The organism is Enterococcus canis NBRC 100695 (assembly GCF_001544375.1).
Taxonomy (GTDB): Bacteria; Bacillota; Bacilli; order Lactobacillales; family Enterococcaceae; genus Enterococcus_H; species Enterococcus_H canis.
In genome coordinates this window covers 397,869-423,220 of record NZ_BCQJ01000001.1, presented here as the reverse complement: position 1 = coordinate 423,220, position 25,352 = coordinate 397,869, and the positions used below count along the sequence as shown (strand labels likewise).

General features: G+C 41.5%; 30 protein-coding genes. 19 read left to right on the top strand and 11 right to left on the bottom strand.

The features are described 5' to 3' along the window. The first annotated feature begins 59 nt into the window (after window positions 1-59). Window positions 60-1,409 carry a glucose-6-phosphate isomerase gene (locus ECA01S_RS02145; RefSeq protein ID WP_067390363.1) on the top strand — a complete coding sequence of 450 codons (1,350 nt, stop codon included), beginning with the start codon at window positions 60-62 and terminating at the stop codon, window positions 1,407-1,409. Window positions 1,410-1,730: 321 nt separating this feature from the next. Here ECA01S_RS02145 and ECA01S_RS02140 read toward each other — a convergent pair whose 3' ends face one another. From ECA01S_RS02140 to hisC, 5 genes are all read right to left on the bottom strand, one after another. Further along, window positions 1,731-1,931, bottom strand: coding sequence for a hypothetical protein (locus ECA01S_RS02140; protein ID WP_067390361.1), 201 nt, complete (start codon window positions 1,929-1,931; stop codon window positions 1,731-1,733). 664 nt (window positions 1,932-2,595) lie between these two features. Next, complete coding sequence (locus ECA01S_RS02135; protein WP_067390358.1) at window positions 2,596-2,868, bottom strand: hypothetical protein; 273 nt, start codon at window positions 2,866-2,868, stop codon at window positions 2,596-2,598. Between the two features lie 74 nt (window positions 2,869-2,942). Beyond that, window positions 2,943-3,794 (bottom strand): TraB/GumN family protein, encoded by an 852-nt coding sequence (locus ECA01S_RS02130; RefSeq protein ID WP_067390355.1) that lies wholly within the window; start codon window positions 3,792-3,794, stop codon window positions 2,943-2,945. A gap of 115 nt (window positions 3,795-3,909) precedes the next feature. Then, window positions 3,910-4,281 carry a hypothetical protein gene (locus ECA01S_RS02125; protein WP_067390352.1) on the bottom strand — a complete coding sequence of 124 codons (372 nt, stop codon included), beginning with the start codon at window positions 4,279-4,281 and terminating at the stop codon, window positions 3,910-3,912. Window positions 4,282-4,379: 98 nt separating this feature from the next. After that, complete coding sequence (gene hisC / locus ECA01S_RS02120) at window positions 4,380-5,435, bottom strand: histidinol-phosphate transaminase (protein WP_067390348.1); 1,056 nt, start codon at window positions 5,433-5,435, stop codon at window positions 4,380-4,382. Window positions 5,436-5,589: 154 nt separating this feature from the next. Here hisC and ECA01S_RS02115 point away from each other — a divergent pair, with 154 nt between their 5' ends. Together ECA01S_RS02115 and ECA01S_RS02110 are read left to right on the top strand one after the other, a co-directional pair. Then, window positions 5,590-6,765: a pyridoxal phosphate-dependent aminotransferase gene (locus ECA01S_RS02115; RefSeq protein ID WP_067391097.1), complete on the top strand. Its 1,176-nt coding sequence runs from the start codon at window positions 5,590-5,592 to the stop codon at window positions 6,763-6,765. A gap of 216 nt (window positions 6,766-6,981) precedes the next feature. Then, complete coding sequence (locus tag ECA01S_RS02110) at window positions 6,982-7,869, top strand: phosphate ABC transporter substrate-binding protein PstS family protein (protein WP_067390345.1); 888 nt, start codon at window positions 6,982-6,984, stop codon at window positions 7,867-7,869. Between the two features lie 76 nt (window positions 7,870-7,945). Here ECA01S_RS02110 and ECA01S_RS02105 read toward each other — a convergent pair whose 3' ends face one another. Both ECA01S_RS02105 and ECA01S_RS02100 read right to left on the bottom strand, forming a co-directional pair. Continuing rightward, complete coding sequence (locus ECA01S_RS02105) at window positions 7,946-9,712, bottom strand: sensor histidine kinase (RefSeq protein WP_067390342.1); 1,767 nt, start codon at window positions 9,710-9,712, stop codon at window positions 7,946-7,948. Further along, window positions 9,709-10,413, bottom strand: a complete 705-nt coding sequence (locus tag ECA01S_RS02100; protein WP_067390339.1) for a response regulator transcription factor — start codon at window positions 10,411-10,413, stop codon at window positions 9,709-9,711. The genes ECA01S_RS02105 and ECA01S_RS02100 overlap by 4 nt, the downstream gene beginning before the upstream one ends. Before the next feature lie 119 nt (window positions 10,414-10,532). Here ECA01S_RS02100 and ECA01S_RS02095 point away from each other — a divergent pair, with 119 nt between their 5' ends. The 7 genes from ECA01S_RS02095 (at window position 10,533) to ECA01S_RS02065 (ending at window position 15,120) form a co-directional block, all read left to right on the top strand. Then, complete coding sequence (locus ECA01S_RS02095; RefSeq protein ID WP_067390335.1) at window positions 10,533-11,009, top strand: 2-thiouracil desulfurase family protein; 477 nt, start codon at window positions 10,533-10,535, stop codon at window positions 11,007-11,009. After that, window positions 11,002-11,634 carry an NUDIX hydrolase gene (locus ECA01S_RS02090; RefSeq protein ID WP_067390331.1) on the top strand — a complete coding sequence of 211 codons (633 nt, stop codon included), beginning with the start codon at window positions 11,002-11,004 and terminating at the stop codon, window positions 11,632-11,634. The genes ECA01S_RS02095 and ECA01S_RS02090 overlap by 8 nt, the downstream gene beginning before the upstream one ends. Next, window positions 11,624-11,962, top strand: a complete 339-nt coding sequence (locus ECA01S_RS02085; protein ID WP_067390328.1) for a putative DNA-binding protein — start codon at window positions 11,624-11,626, stop codon at window positions 11,960-11,962. The genes ECA01S_RS02090 and ECA01S_RS02085 overlap by 11 nt, the downstream gene beginning before the upstream one ends. A gap of 19 nt (window positions 11,963-11,981) precedes the next feature. Further along, window positions 11,982-13,403, top strand: a complete 1,422-nt coding sequence (ffh, locus tag ECA01S_RS02080) for a signal recognition particle protein (protein ID WP_067390325.1) — start codon at window positions 11,982-11,984, stop codon at window positions 13,401-13,403. Between the two features lie 107 nt (window positions 13,404-13,510). Further along, window positions 13,511-14,059 carry a GNAT family N-acetyltransferase gene (locus tag ECA01S_RS02075; RefSeq protein WP_067390322.1) on the top strand — a complete coding sequence of 183 codons (549 nt, stop codon included), beginning with the start codon at window positions 13,511-13,513 and terminating at the stop codon, window positions 14,057-14,059. Beyond that, the gene (locus tag ECA01S_RS02070; RefSeq protein ID WP_067390319.1) at window positions 14,031-14,603 is read left to right on the top strand and encodes a DNA-3-methyladenine glycosylase I; all 573 of its coding nucleotides are present in this window, start codon (window positions 14,031-14,033) and stop codon (window positions 14,601-14,603) included. Before ECA01S_RS02075 ends, ECA01S_RS02070 begins: the two co-directional genes overlap by 29 nt. Then, window positions 14,596-15,120, top strand: coding sequence for a dihydrofolate reductase family protein (locus ECA01S_RS02065; RefSeq protein WP_067390316.1), 525 nt, complete (start codon window positions 14,596-14,598; stop codon window positions 15,118-15,120). Before ECA01S_RS02070 ends, ECA01S_RS02065 begins: the two co-directional genes overlap by 8 nt. Window positions 15,121-15,384: 264 nt before the next feature. Here ECA01S_RS02065 and ECA01S_RS02060 read toward each other — a convergent pair whose 3' ends face one another. From ECA01S_RS02060 to ECA01S_RS02050, 3 genes are all read right to left on the bottom strand, one after another. Next, window positions 15,385-15,933: an NADPH-dependent FMN reductase gene (locus ECA01S_RS02060; RefSeq protein WP_067390313.1), complete on the bottom strand. Its 549-nt coding sequence runs from the start codon at window positions 15,931-15,933 to the stop codon at window positions 15,385-15,387. A 69-nt stretch (window positions 15,934-16,002) separates the two neighbouring features. Beyond that, a complete protein-coding gene (locus ECA01S_RS02055; RefSeq protein WP_067390310.1) occupies window positions 16,003-16,215 on the bottom strand; it encodes a helix-turn-helix domain-containing protein in 213 nt (70 codons plus the stop codon). 12 nt (window positions 16,216-16,227) lie between these two features. Then, on the bottom strand, window positions 16,228-16,782 hold the full coding sequence (locus tag ECA01S_RS02050; protein ID WP_067390307.1) for a DUF2975 domain-containing protein: 555 nt from the start codon (window positions 16,780-16,782) through the stop codon (window positions 16,228-16,230). A gap of 197 nt (window positions 16,783-16,979) precedes the next feature. Here ECA01S_RS02050 and rpsP point away from each other — a divergent pair, with 197 nt between their 5' ends. From rpsP to ECA01S_RS02035, 3 genes are all read left to right on the top strand, one after another. Then, window positions 16,980-17,252 carry a 30S ribosomal protein S16 gene (gene rpsP / locus ECA01S_RS02045; protein WP_067390304.1) on the top strand — a complete coding sequence of 91 codons (273 nt, stop codon included), beginning with the start codon at window positions 16,980-16,982 and terminating at the stop codon, window positions 17,250-17,252. Window positions 17,253-17,263: 11 nt separating this feature from the next. Continuing rightward, complete coding sequence (locus tag ECA01S_RS02040) at window positions 17,264-17,512, top strand: KH domain-containing protein (RefSeq protein ID WP_067390300.1); 249 nt, start codon at window positions 17,264-17,266, stop codon at window positions 17,510-17,512. A gap of 161 nt (window positions 17,513-17,673) precedes the next feature. After that, the gene (locus ECA01S_RS02035) at window positions 17,674-18,429 is read left to right on the top strand and encodes a MurR/RpiR family transcriptional regulator (RefSeq protein WP_067390298.1); all 756 of its coding nucleotides are present in this window, start codon (window positions 17,674-17,676) and stop codon (window positions 18,427-18,429) included. Between the two features lie 88 nt (window positions 18,430-18,517). On the opposite strand, the gene ECA01S_RS02030 is transcribed toward ECA01S_RS02035, so the two are convergent. Next, window positions 18,518-19,285, bottom strand: a complete 768-nt coding sequence (locus tag ECA01S_RS02030; RefSeq protein ID WP_067390297.1) for a MurR/RpiR family transcriptional regulator — start codon at window positions 19,283-19,285, stop codon at window positions 18,518-18,520. Between the two features lie 152 nt (window positions 19,286-19,437). Between ECA01S_RS02030 and ECA01S_RS02025 the strand changes: the two genes are divergently transcribed. The 6 genes from ECA01S_RS02025 (at window position 19,438) to ECA01S_RS02000 (ending at window position 25,331) form a co-directional block, all read left to right on the top strand. Beyond that, window positions 19,438-20,853, top strand: a complete 1,416-nt coding sequence (locus ECA01S_RS02025; RefSeq protein ID WP_067390296.1) for a glycoside hydrolase family 1 protein — start codon at window positions 19,438-19,440, stop codon at window positions 20,851-20,853. Beyond that, on the top strand, window positions 20,850-22,193 hold the full coding sequence (locus ECA01S_RS02020) for a PTS sugar transporter subunit IIC (RefSeq protein WP_067390295.1): 1,344 nt from the start codon (window positions 20,850-20,852) through the stop codon (window positions 22,191-22,193). Before ECA01S_RS02025 ends, ECA01S_RS02020 begins: the two co-directional genes overlap by 4 nt. 9 nt (window positions 22,194-22,202) lie before the next feature. Beyond that, window positions 22,203-22,439 carry a hypothetical protein gene (locus ECA01S_RS02015; RefSeq protein WP_067390292.1) on the top strand — a complete coding sequence of 79 codons (237 nt, stop codon included), beginning with the start codon at window positions 22,203-22,205 and terminating at the stop codon, window positions 22,437-22,439. Window positions 22,440-22,585: 146 nt separating this feature from the next. Further along, the gene (locus ECA01S_RS02010) at window positions 22,586-23,920 is read left to right on the top strand and encodes a PTS sugar transporter subunit IIC (protein ID WP_067390290.1); all 1,335 of its coding nucleotides are present in this window, start codon (window positions 22,586-22,588) and stop codon (window positions 23,918-23,920) included. Between the two features lie 64 nt (window positions 23,921-23,984). Then, entirely contained in the window at window positions 23,985-24,242 is a 258-nt protein-coding gene (locus ECA01S_RS02005; protein WP_067391094.1) for a hypothetical protein, read from the top strand. After that, window positions 24,243-25,331 carry a DUF871 domain-containing protein gene (locus ECA01S_RS02000; protein WP_067390287.1) on the top strand — a complete coding sequence of 363 codons (1,089 nt, stop codon included), beginning with the start codon at window positions 24,243-24,245 and terminating at the stop codon, window positions 25,329-25,331. The last annotated feature ends 21 nt before the right edge of the window (window positions 25,332-25,352 follow it).

Genomic DNA, 25,352 nt, shown 5'->3' with positions numbered 1-25,352 from the left:
ATCAGGCTAAAAGCCGTAAAGTAGTAGCTGTAAATCGTTTTTACCAAGGAGGAGAAAGAATGTCACACATTAAATTTGACTATTCTAAATTAGCGCCATTTATGAATGAACATGAATTGGACTACATCCAATTCCAAGTGGACGCAGCAGACAAAGCATTGCGCGAAGGTACCGGACCAGGAAATGACTTCACTGGCTGGATCGACCTACCTGAAAACTACGATAAAGAAGAATTTGCGCGCATCAAAAAAGCAGCTGAAAAAATCCAATCTGATTCAGAAGTTTTAGTCGTAATCGGAATTGGCGGTTCTTACTTAGGTGCTCGTGCCGCAGTAGAATTCTTACACCATTCTTTTAACAATATTCGTTCTAAAGAAGACCGCAAAGCACCACAAATCTTCTTTGCTGGAAACAGCATCAGCTCCACTTACTTAGCTGATTTGATCGACATTATTGGCGACCGTGACTTCTCAGTCAACGTGATTTCAAAATCTGGTACCACAACTGAGCCAGCAATCGCGTTCCGTGTCTTTAAAGAATTATTGATCAAAAAATATGGTAAAGAAGAAGCAAACAAACGGATCTATGCGACAACTGACCGTGAAAAAGGTGCTGTTAAAACTGAAGCCGATGCAGAAGGCTGGCAAACATTTGTAATTCCTGATGATGTTGGCGGACGTTTCACTGTCTTGACGCCAGTTGGGCTATTACCAATTGCGGCTAGTGGTGCAGACATCGACGCATTGATGAATGGTGCTAATGATGCCCGTAAAGAATATGCAGCAACAACGAGCTTGAAAGAAAACCAAGCCTACCAATATGCAGCATTACGTAATATCCTTTACCGCAAAGGCAAAGTAACGGAAATGTTGATCAACTATGAACCAGGTATGCATTACTTCTCTGAATGGTGGAAACAATTGTACGGCGAATCTGAAGGGAAAGACCATAAAGGAATCTTCCCAGCAGCCGCTGACTTCTCTACAGACTTGCACTCAATGGGCCAATTCGTCCAAGATGGGATGCGCAATCTGTTTGAAACAGTTGTAAAAGTTGAAAAACCACGCCATAACATCAATATCCCAGTTCAAGAGGATGACTTAGATGGCTTAGGCTACTTGCAAGGCAAGGATATCGACTATGTTAATACGAAAGCTTTCCAAGGCACACTATTAGCGCATACTGATGGTGACGTACCAAACATGATCGTAAACATTCCTTCAATGGATGAATATAGCTTAGGTTATGTTATGTACTTCTTTGAAATCGCCGTAGGTATCTCAGGCTACTTGAATGGCGTAAACCCATTCGACCAACCAGGGGTAGAAGCGTACAAGAAAAATATGTTCGCACTTCTTGGCAAACCCGGCTTTGAAGACTTGGCAAAAGAATTAAACGAACGTCTATAAGCCATTAAATAGAAGAACGTCCTATCAGGGCGTTCTTTTTTCATACCAAAATAGTACGATCAAATAAGCGAAGTTAATTGGATAAATGAAAACAAGCAAAACCTCCAGCGTAATCTGGAGGTTTTGCTTGTCAATAAAGTGAAAGTACATAAATTAGTAGAAAGCATAATTGCATCTTTGATTGCTGATAATCAAGGTGTTACGGTGTACCCAAAAAAGTACCTTAATGGAATATATTAGCTTTTATGAATTATTGATATGGGGACAGGTTTAGTTATTTATAAAATTATGTCTACAGCTTTTAGAACCCAATTTGGATTACTAAAAGGTTTTGGAAATCAGTTTTTCTGCACAATTTAGGCAGAGAATAGGGGCATTTTCAAATTCTAACTCTTTACGGGATTTTAATTGGGTGGCAGATGATTTTGGTGGAAAGTTCCATTTTGTCCAAACTTTTTCACCCGTTTGGATCATTTTCCCGCAATTATCGTAATGAAATTCTTTTGTAGCGTTATTAAACACAATTTTCTCCTCTGTATACTAATACTAATATAGGTCAAATTGTTAATGCAGTTACACTACCATTCAGAAGATATAGCAGGTTTCTCATAGCTCGCCTTTGGACTTTTTGGTGGCTAGATTCATATTAATTGCGAAGTTCACAAAGAATAGAAAACTAGCAAATTTGTCTAAGTAGCTAGTCTGTAGGAGGCCAAGTAAAAGTGCTGCTAAAAAGTTTGCAATTGCTATATAAAGGAAAATGTTATTGAGCTTCATTTAAAAGACTTCCTTTCCTGAAAACCTAGTGCTATTTAAATGATTAAAAAGTAGTGGAAATTTCTAAAACATTAGAACCAACGTTTAAATTGTTCATAGAAAGCTTTTTACTACGGGCCTAAAAAGGCTGAAAAAAATCTAGCGGAGAAAATAGTTTGTTTAATGGGTGACTGTCAAAAGGGACAATGTGGGTCTTATTAGTTCTAACAAAAGACAAAAAACAGATCTCTTCACAGAAATCCGCTTTTTATCTGTCTATTTTGTTTTCTTTCGAAAAATGAATGAAAGAATTAGGAAGGCCATGCCAACGATTAAAAAGGTTTGATTAGAGGATAAACCTAATACTAGAAAGGCTAAGCCAATGGTAAAAAAGGTCCAGTTTACATTTAAGCGCATCAATTTCGCCAACCTATTCTGGTGTACCTACAATTTTGATGTAGGCGTCGATATTTTTGATTTTCATGTGTTTGATCACTAATTGTTCCCGGCGGTTCCAGTTACCTTCAACTTCAAGAATATACTTATTTGTAGGTAAACGTAGTACATACTTTGAAAGAAAGCGATCTTTCAATAAGCAATTGACGACTTTATTATCCTCTAACAGTTGGATGCCCGTGAGCATCATCGGTGTCTCCTGAAATACGCGAGTGTTTATAAGAAGGCCTTCATGTTTTTCAGCCATAATTTATCAATCCTCCAATGAGTCTTTTCCCTATTTTAGAAGAAAAACCTTACTTTGTAAAATGGGACTGTTTGTTACTTTTCTAAAGTGAGCTTTGTTACCTGATAACCCGCATGTTCTAATTGTTTGATTAAACCATGTTCACCCGGCAGATGTCCTGCACCAACTAAAACAAACGGCTGGTCACCGTTTTCCAACTTTGGGATAAGTTGAGAGAGCCATTTTTCGTTTCGTAATGTTAGCAAGCGATCTGCTACCTGTGGTGTCATTCCGGATAGTTGCTCGGATACGTTACCCTCTATATAGGATTGGATCAGGTTCTCTGTTTCCTTTTGATAAGCAGTTAGAGTTGGTAAAGCTGCAAGCCATTGATCGACATTAGCGGGCTCATTGCTTAGTTTCAGAAGTAAGGCCATTTGTTCATCAAAGGTTTCAAAACCAGTATTCTTCCAATCAGAATGTTTTTGTAGTTCAGCATACATCTGGAATTCAACGCCGTTACTAACTCGATTTGCCGTCATTATTTGTTTTTGCAGTAACTGCAGCAGACCTAAACGATTGATTCCTTCTAAATCCTTTTCCGTATAACCATAATCTTTGATTTTCGCTAGTAAGGTCGATTTCTGTGCCGAACTAAATTCATCCATAAGTAGAGGTGGCTCTTGAGAGGCGTTACTTTGCGACTGCATCAAAGCAGCTAGTGGTACTTCTGTGATCAGCTCATCGCTTTCGTCGATATACTGAAGTAATTGGTTAGGAAAGGGATACATCGCTTCTTCTCCAATATGAATGGAGCCTAGTAGATAGGCTGTTTGTTCGCCATTCTTGATTTGGTAAAGCGGCCAGTCCACCTTTGTTGCTTGTTTACAGCCAGTTATTAGTAAAAGAAACAGACTTACAACGGTTAGACGCCAAAGTTTTCTCATGAAGCACCTCCTGCGCCAAGTATACGCTTTCTTCACAGGCGGGGCAAGGTTCAAAAAAACCACCGATTACAGCAAGTGTAGGAACACATGTGGTAATCGGTGGCTTTTGAGTTGGTTATAAATTGCCATATTTGATATGAAGAGCTTGCAACGCTCGTTTACGATTGCTGCCGCCAATGATTAATAGGCGATCGGATAATTGGAAGATTTCAAAATCAGGAATGCCTGCTGCCACAGCCAACTCTTCTTTCGAAAAAGCAAAGTGGTGGATATAGCGTTGTAGGACCCGTTCCTGTTGCCATTTATGAATCGCGATAAGTGTGACCAAAACAAATAATATCAATAAGCTGACAATTCGTGCCCAACCTCCCAGTGTATCAGGACCTTCTAAATAATCTTCAAGGTGATAAAGTAAATCTGCGCTTAATAACACGCCTAGTCCCAGCAATAGTACCCATTCAAATTTGAAAATCACTCGTTTCAACATGTTGTTTCCCTCCTCATAGCTTATAGACATATCTTAGCGGAGGAGGGCTGTAATAACCACTAACGGTTCTGTCACACTAAAACAACAAAAGTATTAGACTATTTTAGCGGGGCAAGAATTTCTTTGATAAGAATCAGTACTTTTTCCATTTCAGCTGGCGTACCAATCGAGATACGCAGATAACGGCTCATGGTGGCCGGCGTTGTAAAGTACCGAACAAAAACATGTTTTTCCATTAGCTGTTCATATAATTCACGACTTTCAAGGGCTGGATGGGTGGTCAAAACAAAATTAGTCATAGAAGGCAAAGTAGTAAACCCTAGTGCGGCTAATTCCGTTGTAAACCAAGTGCGGGTGGCACAAATCTGTTTGTTGATTTTTTGATAATAGGCTGCATCGGTCAAAGCCGCCGCCGCTAATTGATCGGCAATCATATCCACGGAATAAGGATTGAAGGAATTCTTAACCGCCTCGGCAATTGCAATCAGCTTAGGATGAGCGAAGGCAAAACCAACTCGCAAGCCTGCTAGACTGTGAGATTTTGAAAGTGTTTGAATAACGACTAGATTTTCGTAATCATTGACAAAGGGTGCGAGGCTGTCACCGCCAAATTCAATGTAGGCTTCATCGACAATCACCACAACATCCGCATGATCTTTGACAAAGGCCAGAATAGTCTCACGAGGATAATAATGTCCAGTGGGGGCATTGGGATTCGCAATGACAATGCCGCCGTTGGTCTGTTGAAAAGCAGTCAAGGGAATTTGGAAATGGTCGTCCAACGGAATTTCCACCGCAGGGATATGAAAGAGTTCGCACCAAACACGGTAGAAGCCATAGGTGATTTCCGGAAAGAGCACCGGATCTGCGCTATTGAAAAAAGCCAGAAAGCTAAAGGCTAAAGCTTCATCAGAACCATTGGCAACGAGAATATTCTCCGTCTGTAGTTGATATTTTTCAGCCAAAAGTGTTTTCACATGAGTGTTAGTTAAAGTAGGATAGCGTCGTAGGGCGGCTACATCTAACTGGGCTAAGCAATCCGTAACCTTAGGAGAAGGTGGATAAGGATTTTCATTGGTATTGATTTTGATCATATCTGTCAGCTGCGGCTGATCTCCAGGTGTGTAAGGGGCGATATTTCGTAAACCTTTCATATACATAACCTCCTATTTTCTCTCAGTGTATGCCAAGCTAGTTCGTTCTGCAATCATTTTCCCACGATTAAGCCGCAGAGTGAAATCTTAATAGAAAAAATTCATCTTCTTTTCAAAATATGATAAGATAGCAAAAAAAGGAGTGCGAGTGATGATGAACGATTTAAGCCAACGAATGAATAAGCAAGTTTATAAAATGGCGATCTCTGTTATTCGTCGTTTTGATGAGCAAGTTTCAGATATTGAGGGAATTATCAAATTGACGATTGGGGAGCCTGATTTCAATACGCCGGAACACGTGAAAACAGCGGCCAGTCAAGCAATTACCGACAATTTTTCCCATTATACTGGGATGTCAGGCTTGGCAGATGTCCGTGAAGCTGCTAGTCTGTTTTTAGAGAAAAAGTACGGCGTTGCCTATGATCCCGTTCAAGAGGTTTTAGTCACTGTTGGCGCAACTGAGGCCATTTCGGCGACGCTTCTCACGATTCTAAATCCTGGTGATAAGGTCTTGATGCCATCACCGATTTATCCTGGCTATGAACCCATCATTACCTTAGCCAATGCAGAACCTGTCTATTTAGATACTAGTAGTAATGGCTTTGTTTTGACGCCTGAAATGATTGAACAGGCGATGGCTGAACATGGCGAGCAAGTCAAAGCAATTATTTTAAACTATCCTAGCAATCCCACTGGGGTGACGTATAATCGCGCGGAAGTCAAAGCAATTGCGGATGTGTTGCAGAACTATCCCGTTTTTGTTATCAGTGATGAAATCTATAGCGAGCTATCTTATGATGAAGCTCATGTATCCATCGCAGAGTTCATTCCAGAGCAGACAATCTTAATTAACGGTTTATCGAAATCCCATGCTATGACTGGCTGGCGGATTGGCTTCATTTTTGCACCGGCCGTTTTAACACAAGAAATATTGAAAGTGCATCAATATTTAGTCACAGCTGCAGCGACTGTTTCGCAAAAAGCCGCTGTCCGGGCTTTAGTTGAAGGAATTAATGACGCGCAAATCATGAAGGAAGAGTATCGTCTACGTCGTGACTTTGTCTATCAGGAAATGACGGATTTTGGTTTTGAAGTGGCCAAACCATCCGGCGCCTTCTATATTTTTGCTAAAATTCCTGCTGGCTTGATTCAAGATTCAATGGCCTTTGCTGTCGATCTTGCCCGTCAAAAAGCAGTGGCAGTTATTCCAGGAATTGCCTTTGGCGATGCTGGCGAAGGCTATGTACGGATTTCTTATGCTACTTCTATGGAAGAATTAAAAAAAGCCATGGTCCGAATTGGCGAATATGTCAGCGAAAATCGTAAGTAAACAAGGCTCTCGATGAAAATCGAGAGCTTTTTTGATGCCTCAACAGTTCCCAACAGCTCAACTAGCGCTAAGAACTAGTTGGCCAAGTTGTTTGCCGCGGAACGTTAACACAACCTTTACAGAACTTTACGTCTTTTTTACGAGAAAGTCGGCGGACTTTTACACGCCTTTGTTAAGATTCACTTGTAAGAAAAAAACAAAGGAAGTGTTGAGAAAATGAAAAAGTTACTTTTAGGTCTTAGTATGAGCGCAGTCTTATTATTGGCTGCTTGTGGAAATTCAGGTGCCGCTACTGGCTCTAGCAGTGGTAGTGCTGAACAAGGTGCTACGAAAATTACCGCGGTTGGTTCAACAGCTTTACAACCACTAGTCGACGCCGCTAAGGATGAGTTTTTAACAGAAAATCCTAACTATGAGATTTCTGTTCAAGGCGGCGGCAGTGGTACTGGTTTAAGCCAGGTGGCCAATGGTGCAGTAACCATCGGGAATTCAGATGTTTTCGCAGAAGAAAAAGAAGGGGTACCGGCCGAAGAATTAGTCGATCACCGAGTAGCCGTGGTAGGCATGGGACCAGTCACGAATAAAGATGTGGGCGTTGATAACTTAACTCATGAGCAGTTAGTTGATATTTTTACTGGAAAAATCAAAAACTGGCAAGAAGTTGGTGGAAAAGATGAAGCAATCGTCGTCATCAACCGGGCAAGTGGTAGTGGTACGCGAGCAACCTTTGAAAAATGGGGTTTAAATGGTGCTAAACCAATCCAGTCGCAAGAACAGGACTCTTCTGGAACGGTGCGTCAGATTGTAGCGCAAACACCAGGTGCTATCAGCTATTTAGCCTTCTCTTATATGGATGATAGTGTTGCCGCCCTCTCGCTAGATGGCGTGAAGCCGACCGAAGAAAATGTCGCAACCAACGACTGGAAGATTTGGTCATATGAGCATATGTATACAAAAGGCGAGCCAACTGCCGAAGTAAAAACATTCCTCGATTACATGATGAGTGATGGCATCCAAAATGGTGTCGTGAAGCAATTAGGTTACTTGCCAATTACGGGTATGAAAGTAGACCGTGATGTTGAAGGAAAAGTGACACCTAAATAAATCCCCTAAAGAGAAACAAGTTTTTCGCAAAAAAAGTCTTCTGAAGTCAGTGTTTAAGCTGACCTCAGAAGAACATTTAGCGGAGACTTGTTTCTTTTTTGATTGGTAAACGAATGGAAAAAGTTGAGCCCAAGCCTAAATGACTTTCAACAGAAACCTCTCCGCCTAACAATTCTGTATAGTTTTGCACGATGGCAAGGCCTAGACCCGTGCCACCAGAATGACGGGAACGAGCTTTGTCGACTCGGTAAAAGCGCTCAAAGATTCGTTCTTGGTCCTCAAGTTCAATGCCAATCCCCTCATCAGAGACGGATAAATCTAAGGCTGTCTCAGAAAGTTGGTAAGAAATTGTAACAGTACCGTTATTACGGGAGTATTGTAAAGCATTTTCAAATAAATTTTTGAGAATCGGGTAGAACAATTCATATTGTGTAATAAAGAATAACGGTTGCGGTCCCTCAATTTGGATGGTTAAATGCTTTTCTTGAATCACTTTCTGATAGGCTGTCGTTAGTTCAGCCAATAGAAGCGGCAAATCGAGCTTTTGAGTCGTAAAGGTTTGCCGTCCATCGCGGGAGAGCTGTAAAATCTCTTGAATCAAGCGTTGCAGCCGGTGAGCATCTTTTTGCATGATCTCAAGGAACTGTGTCAGAGTTTCTGGATCATCTTTAGCACCGTCTAACAGGGTTTCCGTGAAACCTAATAGAGAAGTGACCGGCGTTTTCAGTTCATGGGAGACATTGCTGACGAAATCCCGTTGTACAGATTCCAACTGGCGCACACGAGTGAGATCATAGGCAATCCCCAGTACTTGATAATGATTGACATCATTTGGCTCGATATAGCGTAGGGACAAATCCAAGACAAAGCCATTTTGCAGGGTCAACTCTTCATGGAGAGTTTGATGATCCGCAATTGTTTGTTGAATTAAGCGAACAAAATTCAAGTCACGAAAGACTTCGACAAAATTTTGTTGCTGAAAGCTCGTGATGCCTAACAGCTCTCGCATTTTAGGATTTAACAGCACCACATTGTTCTCTGTATCAACGATAAAGACGCCAATCATCAGTTCATCTAGCAGTGCATGAAACTGTTCATCTGTGGTAGTAAATGCCTTATAGGTGGAGGTCATTTGATGACTCAAGTCATTGATGGTTTCATAGAGTTCTTGCCATTCCGGTGAGTATTGAATGATGGAACGTTCCTTTTCCGGCTGTTGTAAAATATTTTTCAACACAGGTAAGACTGTCAATAGCGGCTGATTTTTCTGGCGAATCAGCAGTAAAATAAATCCAGTAATAACCGTAAACAATAAGCCCAGAGTCAGAATAATATATTGTCGGAAGGTTCGAATATTTTGCGAGAATTGACTGACTTCTTCTGAAAGACGAATTACACCAATCATGGTACCGTTATGCCGAATGGGCTGGGCGAGATACAGTAGATCAGCCTTCAAGGTTTCGCTGTAACGCAACGAGCTGCCAAAGCTGGCGCCATTAAAGACCGCTTGGACTTCAGGTCGATCATTGCGGGCTCCGGCTAAAGCTGGATTAGTCGAGTCAAAAAAGATTTCACCCGTTTGATCGATTAAGGTTAACCGTTCATCATCACTGGCAAGATAAGTCTCAATCAATCGTTCTTGGTCTGCCGTTAAGTGTTGATCGGTGAAAATAGCGGAGAAATCCAACTGGTCCTCTAGCAACTCGATTTTTCGTTCTAAATAGTTCTCTTGTTGGTTAATGGTCTCTTGACGGAAAAAGTGGTTGGTGAACCAAACACTCCCAATAAGCAGCAAGCCCATCATTAAAATGACGAGAATATATTCGAGGCGGCGTTTTTTCATGCCTTAGGCTCCTGAAAACGATAGCCAAATCCCCGCACGGTTACGAGATAATCAGGATGTTTGGGGTCTTTTTCCAGCTTTTCTCGTAGGTGGGAGACATGAACATCCACGATACGGCTTTGACCAGCAAAGTCATAATTCCAGATGCGGTCTAGTAAGGTATCGCGGTCAATCACGCGATTTTTACGTTTCATAAAATAAACCAGTAATTCAAATTCCTTGGGTGTCAGTTCGATCTGCTCACCTCGTAACCAGACTTCATAATTTTCTTCATCTACTTCAATATCACCGATTTTTAAAACGGCGCTAGTCTCAGTTTTAACCGGTGCACTCGTTTTTTCGGTTCGTCTGAAGATGGCCTTCATACGAGCGGAAACTTCCCGTGGACTGAAGGGTTTGGTTAAATAGTCATCTGCTCCTACCTCTAAACCAATGATTTTGTCGATTTGGTCGTCCTTGGCTGTCAAAATTAAAATAGGCGTGTCGATTTTTTCTTGCCGCAATGATTTGGTGATTTCTAAACCGTCCATCGAAGGCAGCATCACATCTAGAATAATGAAGTCAAACTGACCTGATAATGCCAGCTCATAGCCCTCACGACCATCTTCGGCACTGGTGACCACATAGCCGTCTTTTTCTAAATTAAATGTAAGTAGGGTGACGATTGAAGGTTCATCATCGACAACTAGCACTTTTTTCATAGCGTTCTCCTTTGTATCAAACTGGTTCTATTCTAGCATAGAATCAGAAAGTGTTACTACTGTTTCCAATCATCTCATGGTATAATCTTTTTTGACGATTCATGACAGGAGGCGGCGCTATGATCGGTGTCAGTGCGTGTTTAGGCGGCGAGCTGTGTCGCTATGATGGCAGCAGCAAAACGATTCCACAATTGGCAGAATTAATCGCACAGGGACAAGCCCGGGCTGTTTGTCCTGAAGTATTAGGTGGCTTGCCGATTCCACGGGACCCTGCTGAAATCAAGGGCGGGGACGGCTTTGATGTTTGGACAGGTCGGGCTAGCGTTATCACCAATCGGGGAGAAGATGTGACGGAGTCCTTTAAAAAAGGCGCGATTCAAGCCTATGAGGTATTAATAGCTGCTGGTATTGACCGTTTGATCATGAAAGAAAAAAGTCCTTCTTGTGGCAGTAAATGGCTGTATGATGGCAGCTTTTCGGGTCAGTTAAAAGCAGGCGTTGGCGTTGCTACTGCTTATTTTACCATTAAGGGTCTAAAGATTTTTTCTGAAGCCGACTGGGAGCAGGCTATCTCGGCAGGTGTATTTGATGAGTGAACGCTTGCGTTTTTTTAATCAAGACTATCAACCGCTGGGAATCGCTGAACGTGAGAAGATTCATGCCAGTGGCGAGTGGCACGAGACTTTCCACTGCTGGCTTTATTACCGTGAAGACGGCGAATTATGGCTTTATTTTCAACAGCGCTCCGCCACGAAAAAAGATTTCCCTAACCTACTGGATATTACAGCAGCCGGGCACATCTTGGCGACAGAAACACCACGTCAAGGGATTCGGGAGCTCCATGAGGAACTAGGCGTAAAGGTTAGTATTGATACGCTAGAATTTTGGCAGGTACTACCGGTGGGGATTGACCTACCAGGGTTCCATGACCGCGAGTTCGCCAATGTCTATCTCTGGCAACATCAATTAGCAGCAGGTGCCTTTTATTTGCAAGAAAGTGAAGTCCAAGCGCTTTATGCGATTCCGCTGAAAACAGTAGCGGCAGTCCTTTTTGAAGGGGCAACGGCGAAAATCAGCGGTTGGCGACAAGAAAAGGGACAACAAACCGCAACAGAAATGATTTGTCGGAAAGAAGACTTCGCGGCGCAGGACATGACCTATTACCGCCGCTTATTGACGGCATTTCAACAACGAGAGGAGCAACAAACGGATGCAGATTGAAAAAACCAATCGAATGAATGCCTTGTTTGAATTCTATTCGACACTGTTGACGGAGAAACAGATGAACTATATGGAGCTTTATTACGCCGATGATTTTTCGTTAGGAGAGATTGCGGAAGAATTTTCCGTGAGTCGCCAAGCAGTTTATGATAATATAAAGCGGACAGAGCGATTATTGGAAGATTATGAACGTAAACTACATCTTTATTCCGATTACATCGTGCGGGGTGAGCTATTAGACACGCTGCGTCAACAACTGACGGAAAAATTGCCAGAAGAAACAAAGCTTTTGGCTTTGATTGATGAGATTCAAGAAATTGATGAGTAAAAGATAGGGGAAATTCAACATGGCTTTTGAAAGTTTAACAGAACGCCTGCAACAGGCGATGAGCAAATTACGACGCAAAGGAAAGGTTTCCGAGGTGGACGTCAAAGAAATGATGCGGGAGATCCGCTTGGCGTTACTGGAAGCCGATGTCAACTTACAAGTCGTAAAAGAATTCACTAAAAATGTACGGGAACGAGCAGTTGGCGCAGAAGTTCTAGATAGCTTGTCACCAGCCCAACAAATCGTTAAAATTGTTGACGAAGAGCTGACAAAAACCTTAGGGGAAGAAACAGTTGGCTTGAACAAATCACCAAAGATTCCTACCGTTATTATGATGGTCGGTCTGCAAGGGGCCGGGAAAACCACCTTTGCGGGGAAATTGGCGAATTATTTAATCAAAAATGAAAAGGCGCGCCCACTAATGATTGCAGGGGACGTGTATCGACCAGCCGCTATTGATCAGTTGAAGGTTCTAGGGCAACAATTGGACGTGCCAGTCTTCGATATGGGGACAGAAACAAGTCCTGTCGAGATTGTTCGTCAAGGGATGGCGTTAGCGGCAGAAAAGAAAAATGATTATGTAATCATCGATACGGCGGGGCGGTTGCATATCGACGAAGCCTTAATGGATGAATTGAAACAAATCAAAGAAGTGGCGCAACCAGATGAAATTCTGTTGGTTGTGGATGCTATGACAGGTCAAGATGCCGTCAACGTAGCAGATAGCTTTAACCAACAGCTGGGAATCACCGGGGTTGTTATTACCAAACTCGATGGGGACACTCGTGGTGGTGCCGCACTATCTATCCGTAGTGTCACCGGCAAACCAATCAAATTTGTAGGTTCCGGCGAAAAACTAACTGATTTAGAAGTTTTCCACCCGGACCGGATGTCTAGTCGAATCCTTGGTATGGGGGATATGCTGACGCTGATTGAAAAAGCGCAGCAGGATTACGACGAACAAAAAGCTGAAGAGCTTGCGCGCAAAATGAAGGAAAACTCTTTTGACTTCAATGATTTTGTTGAGCAATTAGACCAAGTGATGGGCATGGGACCATTAGAGGACATGCTGAAAATGATTCCTGGTATGAGCCAAATTCCAGGTATTGAAAATGTCAAGGTGGATCCTAAAGACGTGGCTCGTAAGAAAGCAATCGTGTATTCAATGACGCCAGCTGAACGGGAAAATCCAGATCTCCTAAATCCAAGTCGCCGACGCCGAATCGCCGCAGGTTCTGGTAATAGCGTGGTGGAAGTCAACCGCATGATCAAGCAGTTTAAAGAATCCCAAAAAATGATGCAGCAAATGATGAAGGGGGATATGAATATCCCTGGCATGGATCAAATGATGGGTGGCGGTGTCAAAGGCAAGCTTGGTAAGATGGCGATGAACCGCATGATGAAGAAGCACAAGAAAAATAAGAAGAAAAAGAAAAAATAAGGTTAAATAGTCCCTTCTGTCAAATGCCTGTGGTTTGCACAACTGAGTTGCTCAGTGTACATCAACAAGCTGTTGAGAGAGGGGCTTTTTTTGAAGGAGGAAGAGCAATGAAGTTTGAAACAGAGCGGTTAATTTTACGAGAATGGCAAGATACGCCCGACGATTTGGCAGCCCTGAAGGAATTTTTACAAGACCCACAAGTTATGACAGCCTATGAACATGCTTTTAGTGAGGAAGAAGTAAGGCATTGGTTATCGTGGAACTTAGATTCCTATCAGCAGAATGGCTTTGGTTTGTGGGCATTAGTGCGTAAAGCTGACCAAAGAATTATAGGTGAGTGTGGCCTGACCCTCCAACAGGTGAAAGGCCAAACCTATGTAGAAATTGGCTATCATTTGATTCAAGACGCTTGGCATCAAGGCTATGCATTAGAATCGGCACAAGGATGCAAGCGCTATGCCTTTGATACTTTGAAAGTTGCAGAAGTTGTTTCTACCGTACGCGACACCAATCTGGCCTCTTTAAATGTGGCGATTCGCAATGGTATGGTGGCCCGCGATCGCTATATTAAGGAATATTATGGCCAGACCATGCCCCACTATCTAATGATGATTCGGAGGGATGAAGATGCCGCGCTGTCCTTGGGCCACAACTGAAAATATGATTCATTATCATGATACCGTATGGGGTGTACCAGAGTTCGATGATCAGCGCTTGTTTCGTAAACTCATGTTAGACATTAATCAGGCCGGGCTGAGCTGGCAAACGATTTTAAACAAAAGCGCGGGATTTGATGCTGCCTATGATGGTTTTGATATTGACACGGTGGCTCACTACAATGAAGCGAAAGTAGCGGAATTATTAGAAAATCCAGCTATTATTCGGAATCGCTTGAAAATCCGAGCTGCGATTCAAAATGCCCAGTGTGTACAAACTATTCAAGCAGAATGGGGCACGTTTGCAGCTTATCTTTGGCACTTTACCGAGGGCAAACCTGTGATTGGTCATTACCAGACACAAGAAGAGGTGCCTACCAGTACCGAATTATCAGATCGCATTACGAAAGATTTAAAAAAGCGTGGCTTTAAATTCATCGGGACCACAATTATTTATGCTTTCTTGGAAGCAGTCGGCATCGTAAATGACCATCTGCTGACTTGCCCGCAATTTCAGACAGTTCAGGAGGGAGTATATGACTAGAAAAATTGTTTTTTATGGTGCGATTACCTTAGATGGCTATTTGGCAACAAGTGACGATCAGCTGGAATGGCTATTTAACACTGCTGGTGGCGACCAAACAGATTATGCTGATTTTGAAAAGTCGCTGGATACCACCGTGATGGGACGTGTCACCTATGAGGAAGCTAAAAGGATGGTAGGAACGGACGTTTTGTATCCTAACATGACCAACTATGTATTTTCGCGGACAATGCAAGATTTTCCTGATGCAATAGGAGTGAATGAGGATCCCGTCAGCTTTTTAAAGGAACTGAAAGAACAAACAGGAAAGAACATTTGGATCGTCGGTGGCGGTCAGCTCTTAAAGCCGATACTTGAAGCGGATCTGATTGACGAATGGTGGATTCAAATCGCGCCGGTTCTATTAGGGGAAGGCAAGCCTTTATTTGAAGTCGGTTCCTATCAGAGACGGTTACAACTCGTGGAAATCAAGCAATTTGACCAATTTGTCGAACTACATTATCAACGTCAAGGATAGATGATTGAGCTTTAAAGCCAGCTCATTGGCGTTTTCATCTCCATGAAAGTTACGTCAAAAAGATGGCGCAATCTTGTAGTTATTGTTCAAATTGCTTTTGAAAGAATATTTTTGTTAGGGAGATTGCTTGGTCACAGTAGCAGTCTCCTTTTTCAGTTAGACTAAATATCACAAAGGATTTTCCGCGCAAAAAAAGCATCAGCGCTTCTTGGGAGGAAGTTGCTGATGCTCAACAAAAAGGATAGCGATTAGAAAAACAACGAACTAAGCGTTGCTTTCAGCAAAGTTAACGAAACTGTTAACGATCGTTTGGAAGTAGTCCAATGTTCCTTGCGCAATAGAGCCATCTTCTTGGATCAGTTTCACGATGTTTCCAATATAGGCTTCTGGTTGTTGTAAAGTGGGTACGTTTAAGAAAACCAGTGATTGACGGAGATGATGGTTAGCGCCAAAGCCACCGATACCACCAGGTGATACAGTGACAACTAAGCCAGGTTTCTTATCCCAAACACTATGACCAAAAGGACGAGAACCAACATCCAGTGCATTTTTCAAAACAGCTGGTACCGAACGGTTATATTCAGGTGTCACGAATACTAAATCATCCAATTCCGCAACTTTTTGGCGGAAAGTATCGTATTCAGCGGGTACATCGTTCAAATCATCATAATCTTGATTATAAAGCGGCAGATTACCAATTTCGATTACTTCCGTTTCGTAACCTTCAGGGAACATGCCCATCATAGCTTCTGCTACTTTTTTACTATAAGAATCTTTCCGTAAACTACCGATAAAAAAGCCTACTTTTTTCAAACGAATCTCCTCCTAAATTTCTATCTACTTTAATAGTACGAGTTTCTTCGAAAAAAAACAAAAGATATGCTATGGGGAGTCTTCTTCGTATTCTAAAAGGTCACCTGGCTGACAATTTAAGACACGGCAAAGTGCGGAGAGAGTGGAAAAACGCACGGCACTTACATGTCCATTTTTCAGTTTGGAAAGGTTAACGGTACTAACGCCGACTTTTTCAGAGAGCTCGTTTAAGCTCATTTTACGTTCAGCCATCACTAAATCTAAGCGCGAAATAATCGCCATTTTTTTCACATCCTATACGGTTTCGTCGACTTCAACTTGCAGGTTAGTGCCATACCGGAAGATTTCCACCACTAAAGAAACAATAATAGCGATAAGCAAGGTAGTATCCGCCGTAAGTTCAAATCGAATGGTGTGTTCAAAAAGATAATAGAGAACAGGTTTCACCAGCATTGGCAGTAGATAGAGTACAAATAAGCTATTTCGAATGAGCTCTAATAAACGCACACTGGTGGCTCGAAAAGGACTATTTCCTAGAGCCATATTTTGAAAAAACTTGCGAGTGAAATAAAAAACAATTTCCATTAAAGTAATGTACAGCAGTATTAGTATGCCGAATAACAGTTGCTTGTCAAACTCTGAACCAGGTAGCCTCGCAACAGAGGAAGCATAGTAGCTGAAAAGGGTAAGGCCTGAGGTCACAGGTTCGTTTATGGTCATACCGGTTGTGGGAGAAAATAGGACAAAGGTACCTATGAGCCCCACTACAAGGTAAATAACCATTAAAAAGCTAAAAATCGTACGAATAATCCCGGCCCGACGCATGACTTTTTCGTGTAATTGGTCCATTTTATTCACTCCTTTTCTTCATTGTAGCTTTCCTATTAATCTTTTTCAATAAAAATATATCGTTAATCGTTAAAAATAAAACGTATAACATAAAAATAATGGAAATAATAAGACTGTAAAGAAAAAAAGCTTTACAGGTGCTTAGAAAACTGTTAAACTAGCTCTTGTGATTAAAACAATGGAGGTGTAATCAATAAATGGCAGTTAAAATTCGTTTAAAACGCATGGGTTCTAAAAAGAGTCCTTTTTACCGTATCGTAGTAGCTGATTCACGTTCTCCTCGTGACGGACGTTTCATCGAAACTGTAGGAACTTACAACCCTTTGAAAGACCCTGCAGAAGTAGTTTTAAAAGAAGATTTAGTCATGGACTGGTTGTCTAAAGGTGCTCAACCTTCTGACACTGTTCGTAACATCCTTTCTAAAGAAGGCGTTATGAAAAAATTCCATGAAGCTAAATTTACGAAATAAGGTGAGTGCAAATGAAAGCAGATGTTAAAGAGTTGGTCTTGACCATCGTGCGTCCATTAGTCACGAAGCCTGAAGCAGTCAAATTAGCTGTTGAAGAATCAAACGATTTTTTAGAGTATAACTTGTCTGTGGCGCCTGAGGATATTGGGCGCATTATCGGAAAACAAGGACGAGTTGCTAAAGCAATCCGTACGATTGTCTATAGTGTCCGTCTGGAAGGTTCCAAAAAAGTTCGTTTAAACATCTTAGATAACGAATAATTAAAAGTCATCTGCTGCGGTAGATGGCTTTTTTGTTGTAAATAGGCGTAAAAATGTTAGTTTAAAAAATCATAAATAACAGTAAAAACTTGTGCTATTATGGAAAGCAGGAGGACTTACCTTGCAAGTCTTTTCAATTTGATCATAAAAGGTGAAGCAAAATGTTGTTTTTAGCTCATGCACCAGAATTGAACACGAAAGACCTGGATATCTATAAATACATCGTAACCCATATGGAAGCGGTGATCTATATGAGGATTCGGGACTTAGCTAAAGAGACTCAAACCAGTACCGCAACGATTCTACGGTTTTGTAAAAAATTTGGTTGTGAAGGTTTTTCTGAATTTAAAATCAAACTGCAAATTTACCAAGCAGGACTGACGCAAAGTGATCAGGGACACGAAGTGGATGAGAGTGTTTTTCTAAACTTCATTCATCGCACTAGAGAAGAACGGTTCCAAGAAAAGATGCGCGAGGCGGCTAAACTCATGGCAGAAAAGGAACTGATTCTTTTTATTGGAGAAGGTACCTCTGAAACGATTGCTGAGTATGGGGCGCGCTGCTTTTCTACAATTGCTAATTTATCTTTACGGGTAGAGGATATCGCTTCGACGAGATCCGCTGAACGTTTTAGTAAAGATTTAGCAGGAAATATGTGCCTAGTTGCGTTATCTGTTAGTGGTGAAACGAAGGCCATTGTGAATTTCATGAACCGCTTTATGTCGAATCAAAGTACCATCATCTCTATTACAAACAGTGCCAACTCGTTGGCCGCTCGCTTGTCTGATATCAATTTGTCTTACTATTTTCCCATTGAAAATAAAGGGGATGTTGACTTGACCTCACAGGTACCCGCTGTCTATGTGCTGGAATATCTCGCTAAAGAGGTGCGCAGAATAAAATCTTTGCAAAAATAGCTGGCAGTGATAGCCATTCGTTCGAGTAAAAAGCACTTGATCCGATTAGGGGTCAAGTGCTTTTCGTGTTTATTAATACTTCAGTTCACTATAGATCGGCGCGTAGTCGTAGCTTCTTGGCAATTTTTTCAATCAGTAAAATGGCGGGAACTTGTGAAGTCAGCTCAATCACTTTATCCTGGTTGTCACTATTTTTATAGATCGTTTCTCGTCGGATAAAGTAAGGCAAGGTCACGTCCGCTAATTGTGCTACGGGGGACTTTTCTGTATTCGTGATGGCAATAATCGAACAGGACTTATTCTTTAGTCGGTTGAGGTAATGCAAGATTTCTTTGGTTTCTCCCGAAATAGACAAGGCAATGATGCAGGATTGCGCTAAAATCGCATCTGGGAACCATTCAATTGGGTAGTTGGACGGATCATCAATTTTAACAGCCGCTTGGGAGAGGTTAGAAAAATAGAGGGCGCCGTATTCTGCAATTGTCTCAGAGGTGCCGGAACCGACAAAAATAACAAGCTGTTTTTCTTCAATCAACGCAACAGCTTCTTCTACTTTTTCAGTTAGAAACGGATGCGTGAGCCGTTCCATAAAATCGATGTACTGTGATTCGTCCACTTCAGAGACGCGCACTTCTTGAAGGGAGTCATGATAGAGCTGTAGCTTGACTTTAAATTCAGAGAAAGTGGCACATTCAAACTTTTTACAGAAACGTGTGATAGACGTCGTCGAAGTATGAGTCAACTGTGCTAAGTCCTTCAACTTCAGTCTAGGCAGCTCTTTAATATGGCTGGTGATGGTATCTAAGATTTCTTGGTCAAGTGGAGATAATTCAGGATTATAATCCAAAAATAACATAATAGCCTCCTGTTACATAGTGTTACATACATGAAACAACACACTTTTGATGTGAAAAATAACTTAATCGCATTATAGCACCAAATCGAAAAAAAACCATGCTATACTCTGGATGTCAATGAATAAAACGCATACATAAGCAGGGGGTAACCATGGATTATCAATTTTCAAAAGACTTTTTTTGGGGTGCTGCAACGAGTGCAACTCAATCCGAGGGACGCGTCGTCGGTGACGGCAAAGGGGAAAATATTTGGGACTATGCTTCTACAATTTACAATCATCGCTTTTACGATGGTGTGACAACGGAAAAAACGTCTAGATTTTATGAAGACTATCAGGTAGACATCCAACGCATGCAAGATTTAAATTTCAATTCATTCCGGACTTCTATTTCGTGGTCTCGTCTGATTCCAGAAGGCAGAGGGCAAGTAAACAGAGAAGCGGTTGCTTTTTACCACGAAGTTTTTGATGAACTAAATAAAAAAGGAATCAAGCCATTCGTCAATCTGTATCACTTTGACATGCCGTTAGCCTTACAGGAAATCGGAGGCTTTGAGAATCGCGAGGTCATCCAAGCTTACCGTGACTATGCACAACTATGTTTTGATCTTTTTGGAGATAAGGTGGCCTATTGGTTTACTTTCAATGAACCAATGATTCCAGCAGAGGCTGGCTACTTACATGATCGTCATTATCCATATGTAGTGGACTTCAAGCGGGCAGCGCAGGTCCTACATAATATAATCTTAGCGCATTGTGAAGCAGTCAAAGTTTTCCGTGAAGGAGATTACAGCGGCAAAATCGGGATTATCATGGATGTGATTCCCGTTTACCCTCGTAGTCAGAATCCAGCTGATCTAAAGGCAGCGGAAATGGCTGATCTTTTCTATACACGCAGCCTAAATGATGCAATTTTAAAAGGCCACTATCCAGCAGAATTAGGAGAAGTCTTGAAGGCTTATGGTCAAATGCCTGAAGATATCCGCGAAGAAGATCTAGCTTTAATGGCCGAAACAAAAATTGATCTTCTAGGGATCAATTATTACCGACCACGCCGCGTGAAAGCACGGGAATCTGTACCAAATCCAGATGGTGTGTTTTCACCAGAGTGGTTCTATGACAATTATGAAATGCCAGGGCGTCGTATGAATACTTCTCGTGGCATCGAAATCTATCCGCAAGGGCTTTATGACATTGCGAAGAAAATTCAACAAGAATACGACAATATCGATTGGTTTGTATCGGAAAACGGAATTGGTATTCAAGGGGAAGAACAGTTTATAGAAGGCGGCATCGTTCAAGATGACTACCGAATTGAGTTTCTGAAGGAACATTTGATTTGGCTGCATCGTGCGATGGAAGAGGGCAGTAACTGTTTAGGTTATCATATGTGGACTTTTGTTGACTGCTGGTCATGGATCAATGCTTACAAAAATCGCTATGGTTTTTACCGGCTCGATTTGGAAACTGGCGAAAAGACAGTCAAAAAATCAGGATTGTGGTTCAAGGATGTCATTACCCAACAAGGGTTTGATCAAAAGGAAAAAATTAAGGAGATGACAAAATGAAAGTATTAGATTCACTAGCCATGAGATTGTTGCCAGTTGCCAACGCAATCGGAAATCAGCGCCATCTGCAAGCCGTTCGGAACGGCCTGATTTCAATCTTACCACTCACCATTGTAGGTTCCTTCTTTACAATTTTGCTTAATCTGCCAATTCCTAGCTACTCTGAGTGGATTGCACCGTACCTGCCAGCCTTAGATGTGCCATTTCGCTTTACAGTTGGCTTAATGTCTCTATATGCGGCCTTTACAATTGGATCTTACTTGGGCAGTAGCTATAAATTGGATAAAACGACTAGTGGCTTTTTAGCTATGTTAGCAACACTTTTGATGGTAATGCCAATGAATTTAGCAGAAGGAATCGATACAGCCGGTAATGCAGTTGCAGCTGGACGTTACCTGCCTATCTCTGCCTTGGGCTCACAAGGACTTTTCGGGGCAATTGTAGCGGCTTTGATCTCGGTTGAGATTTTCCACTTCACCAAGGTACGCAAATTAGAAATCAAAATGCCTGATGGGGTTCCGCCGGTTGTCGGTGAATCTTTTGCAGCCTTATTGCCAACACTCTTTGTCGTATTAGTTTTTTGGATTCCTCGCCATTTCTTTGGTTTTGATTTAAATGGCTTACTTACAATTGCGATTTCACCTTTAAAAGGATTTCTAACTGGAAATAATCTAATCGGTGGGGTGGTAACACAATTTGTTATCTGTGTTTTCTGGGCTTTAGGGATTCATGGTCACGCCGTATTAGGACCAATCATTCGTCCTTTCTGGGACCAAGCGATTCTAGAAAATTCAGAGCTTTTCCAAAACGGAATGAACGCTTTTGATTTGCCAAATCTGTTTACCGAACAGTTTTATCAATGGTACGCTCAAATGGGCGGAACGGGTGCAACCTTAGCATTAGTTGTCTTATTTCTATTTTCGAAATCAAAATATTTGAAACAATTAGGTCGCCTATCAATTTTGCCAGGAATCTTCAATATCAATGAACCTATCATTTTTGGAACACCAATCGTAATGAACCCATTACTAGCCATTCCATTTATTTTAGTGCCAATCGTCAATACGATCTTAGTTTATATCGTTACGATTTTAGGTTGGGTGCCTAAAATGATGGTCAAACCACCATTCTCCATTCCTGCTCCACTAGGCGCATTGATTACTTCTAACTGGAATTGGGTAGCCTGTGTGATGGTATTTGTTTGTTTCTTTGTTTCACTAGGTATTTACTATCCATTCTTCAAAGCCTTTGAAAAAATTCAAGTAGAACAAGAAAAACAAACCGAGGCGGCTGAAAAAGAAAAAATCATGACTATGGACCAAACAGTCGTTTCAGAGTAGGAGAATAGCATGCTGATTACAGGGATTTGTTTCATAGTGATTTTTCTAACTCATGCCTTTTTAGGAAAATGGATGGAAGGAACTAGCTGGGGCTTATGGAAAGTGTTGGGCCTGACGTTAGCGAGTGTGCTGCTAAGTGTCATCATAGGTGTTCTAACGCAGACTTTCTTTCCTATCATCATTACCTCTCTGGTTTTTGCAACATTATTACAGCGAAAATTTATGAAACAGCCAGTAAAAGGTTAAGTTATAAACCAGCAAAAAGCTCATTAGTCAAAGAATAGGCTTTAAATTTTGAAGAAATTCTGGAAAACCGTTTACAACTGCTAGTATCCATGTTATATTACACCCATAAACATTATAATGTTATATAGAAAATAGGAAGTACAAACATGAATGGATTTGTCGGTGTGATCGAGCATAAAATTATGCCGTTCGCAAACAAAATGGGGAATCAGCGGCACATGGTGGCGATTAGAAAAGGGATCATTGCCACCATGCCGTTAACGATCGTGGGCTCGTTCTTTACGATCTTGCTGAATATTCCAGTTGAGTCAATTGCTGCAGTTATTGAACCGTATCGTGAGGTACTAGATGTTCCATTCCGTTATACGGTGGGGATTTTGGCTTTGTATGCTACTTTTGGGATCGCATCCTCTTTAGCACGCTCTTATAAATTAGATAGTTTAACAGCGGGGATTTTAGCGACCATGGCCTTTTTAGTGACAGCAGCACCTCCTTTACGTGTGATGGAGAGCGTAGAAGGTGTGATTGATGCTGGTCGTTATATGAATATTGCGAACCTTGGCTCTGGGTCTTTATTTGGTTCTATTGTGACTGCAATTGTTTCTGTTGAAATCTATCGTTTCTTTATCGTCAAAAATATCACCATTAAAATGCCAGACGGTGTGCCGCCAGAAGTTTCCAATTCTTTTATCGCCTTGATTCCAGGAGCGGCTATTTTGATTTTGTTCTGGGTCATCCGTCATATGCTTGGTTTTGATTTGAATGGCTTCTTAAGTAATTTATTAATGCCATTAAAAGGTATTTTAGCTGGGAATAGCTTGTTTGGTGGACTTTTAACAGTCTTCCTGATTTGTTTCTTCTGGGTCTTAGGGATTCACGGACCTGCTATCATGGGACCAGTAATTCGTCCTTTCTGGGATATGTCGATTGCTGAAAATATGGAAGCTTTCCAAGCAAGTGGTAATGCTCATAACTTGCCAAACATCTTCACTGAGCAATTTTTACAATGGTTCATCTGGATTGGTGGGGCAGGGACTACTTTAGCGCTGGTTGTCTTGTTCTTATTCTCTAAATCAAAATATCTGAAAAAATTAGGACAACTTTCTATTTTACCAGGTCTTTTCAATATTAATGAGCCCGTTATTTTTGGTGCACCAATCGTGATGAATCCTATTCTGGCGATTCCGTTTATCGGCGCACCATTGATCACTACTACCATTTCTTATTTTGCAACTGTCTCTGGCTTAGTGCCACGGATGGCGGCACGCCTAGGCTTTGCGATGCCTTCACCGATTGCAGCTTGGATGAGTACTGACTGGAGTATCATGGCTGCTATCTTAGTAATCTTCAACTTTGTGTTGACGTTGGCGATTTACTATCCATTCTTTAAAGTCTTTGAAAAACAACAATTACAAAAAGAAGCGGACGAACTTGCCCGTGAAGAAGCAGCTAAAACAGCTGTCGTAGCAGAAGCAAAATAATGAAAGGAAGGTTAGGACATGCTTGGTATTATTCAATGCTGTCCTAACCTTTTTGGTGATTAGCATGTCTATTATCTTATTGCCTTTATTAATAGGAACACAAATCTATTTGGAACGTTGCGGCTTACCTACCCAAATCGCAAACTTACGCCTGCTTTACTTTTTATTAGGCGGCGTTGCAGTAATTGCTTTGGCAATGATTTTAGGCACGTTGCTTCATGTAGCGGTACCATTGACTGCCGGCGTGACTGTCGTCATCAGCGTAGGTATCGCCTATAAATTTCGACATATCCATGATGATTTAGAAAAGGGGAAAATTTAAATGAAACGTAAATTAGGAATCTCACTTTACCCGGATCATAGTGATCCAAAAGCGGATCGTGACTATCTAAAACTGGCACAACAACACGGTTTTAGCCGTATTTTCATGAGCATGCTAGAGGTTACTGAAGGAAAAGAAGCCGTAGCTGAAAAATTTAAAGCCTTGATTTTTTACGCAAAAGAGTTGGGTTTTGAAACAATTCTTGATGTGGCACCGGCGATTTTTGACGAGCTAGGAATCAGCTATGACGACATGAGCTTTTTCCATGAATTAGGAGCCGATGCAATCCGTTTAGATGTTGGCTTTGATGGGAATAAAGAAGCAATGCTAACCTTTAATCCGTATGGGGTAGCAATCGAGTTGAACATGAGTAATGATGTAGCATATTTGGATAACATTCTGACTTATCAAGCGAATAAACCATTCTTATACGGCTGTCACAATTTTTATCCGCAAGAAGGCACCGCTCTTCCTTATGACTTTTTTGAAAAATGCAGTCAGCGGTTCAAAGCGCAAGGAATTCGTACCGCAGCCTTTGTAACATCCCAAACTGGCGAAATCGGTCCTTGGGATATCAATGATGGCTTACCAACTTTAGAAATGCATCGTCATTTAACCCCTGCAGTTGCAGCTAAGCATTTGTTCGCAACAGGCTTGATTGATGATGTCATTATCGGGAATGCCTATGCTTCTGAAGAAGAATTGGCTGAAATGGGACAGATTGACCGTTATCAAACTTGTTTTGAAGTGAATTTTGTAGCCAATGCCTCTGATGTGGAAAAAGAAATCGTCCTAAAAGAACAACACTTCCGCCGGGGAGATATTACTGAGATGATGATTCGCTCGACTGAAGTACGGAAAAAATATAAGCAAGCCGCCAATCCAGCTCATGACAATGAAATAGAGTTCCAACCAGGGGATATCGTAGTTGGCAATGACGGCTTTGGAAAATATAAAAATGAATTACAAGTGGTTTTATTGCCACATAAAGATAGCCGGAAAAATAAAGTGGCCGAAATCAGTGCTGCTGAAAAGATTTTATTACCATTTATCCAACCATGGTCTAAAATTCGCTTTACCGAGAAGTAAAGATTCAAAAGGAGCAGAAGT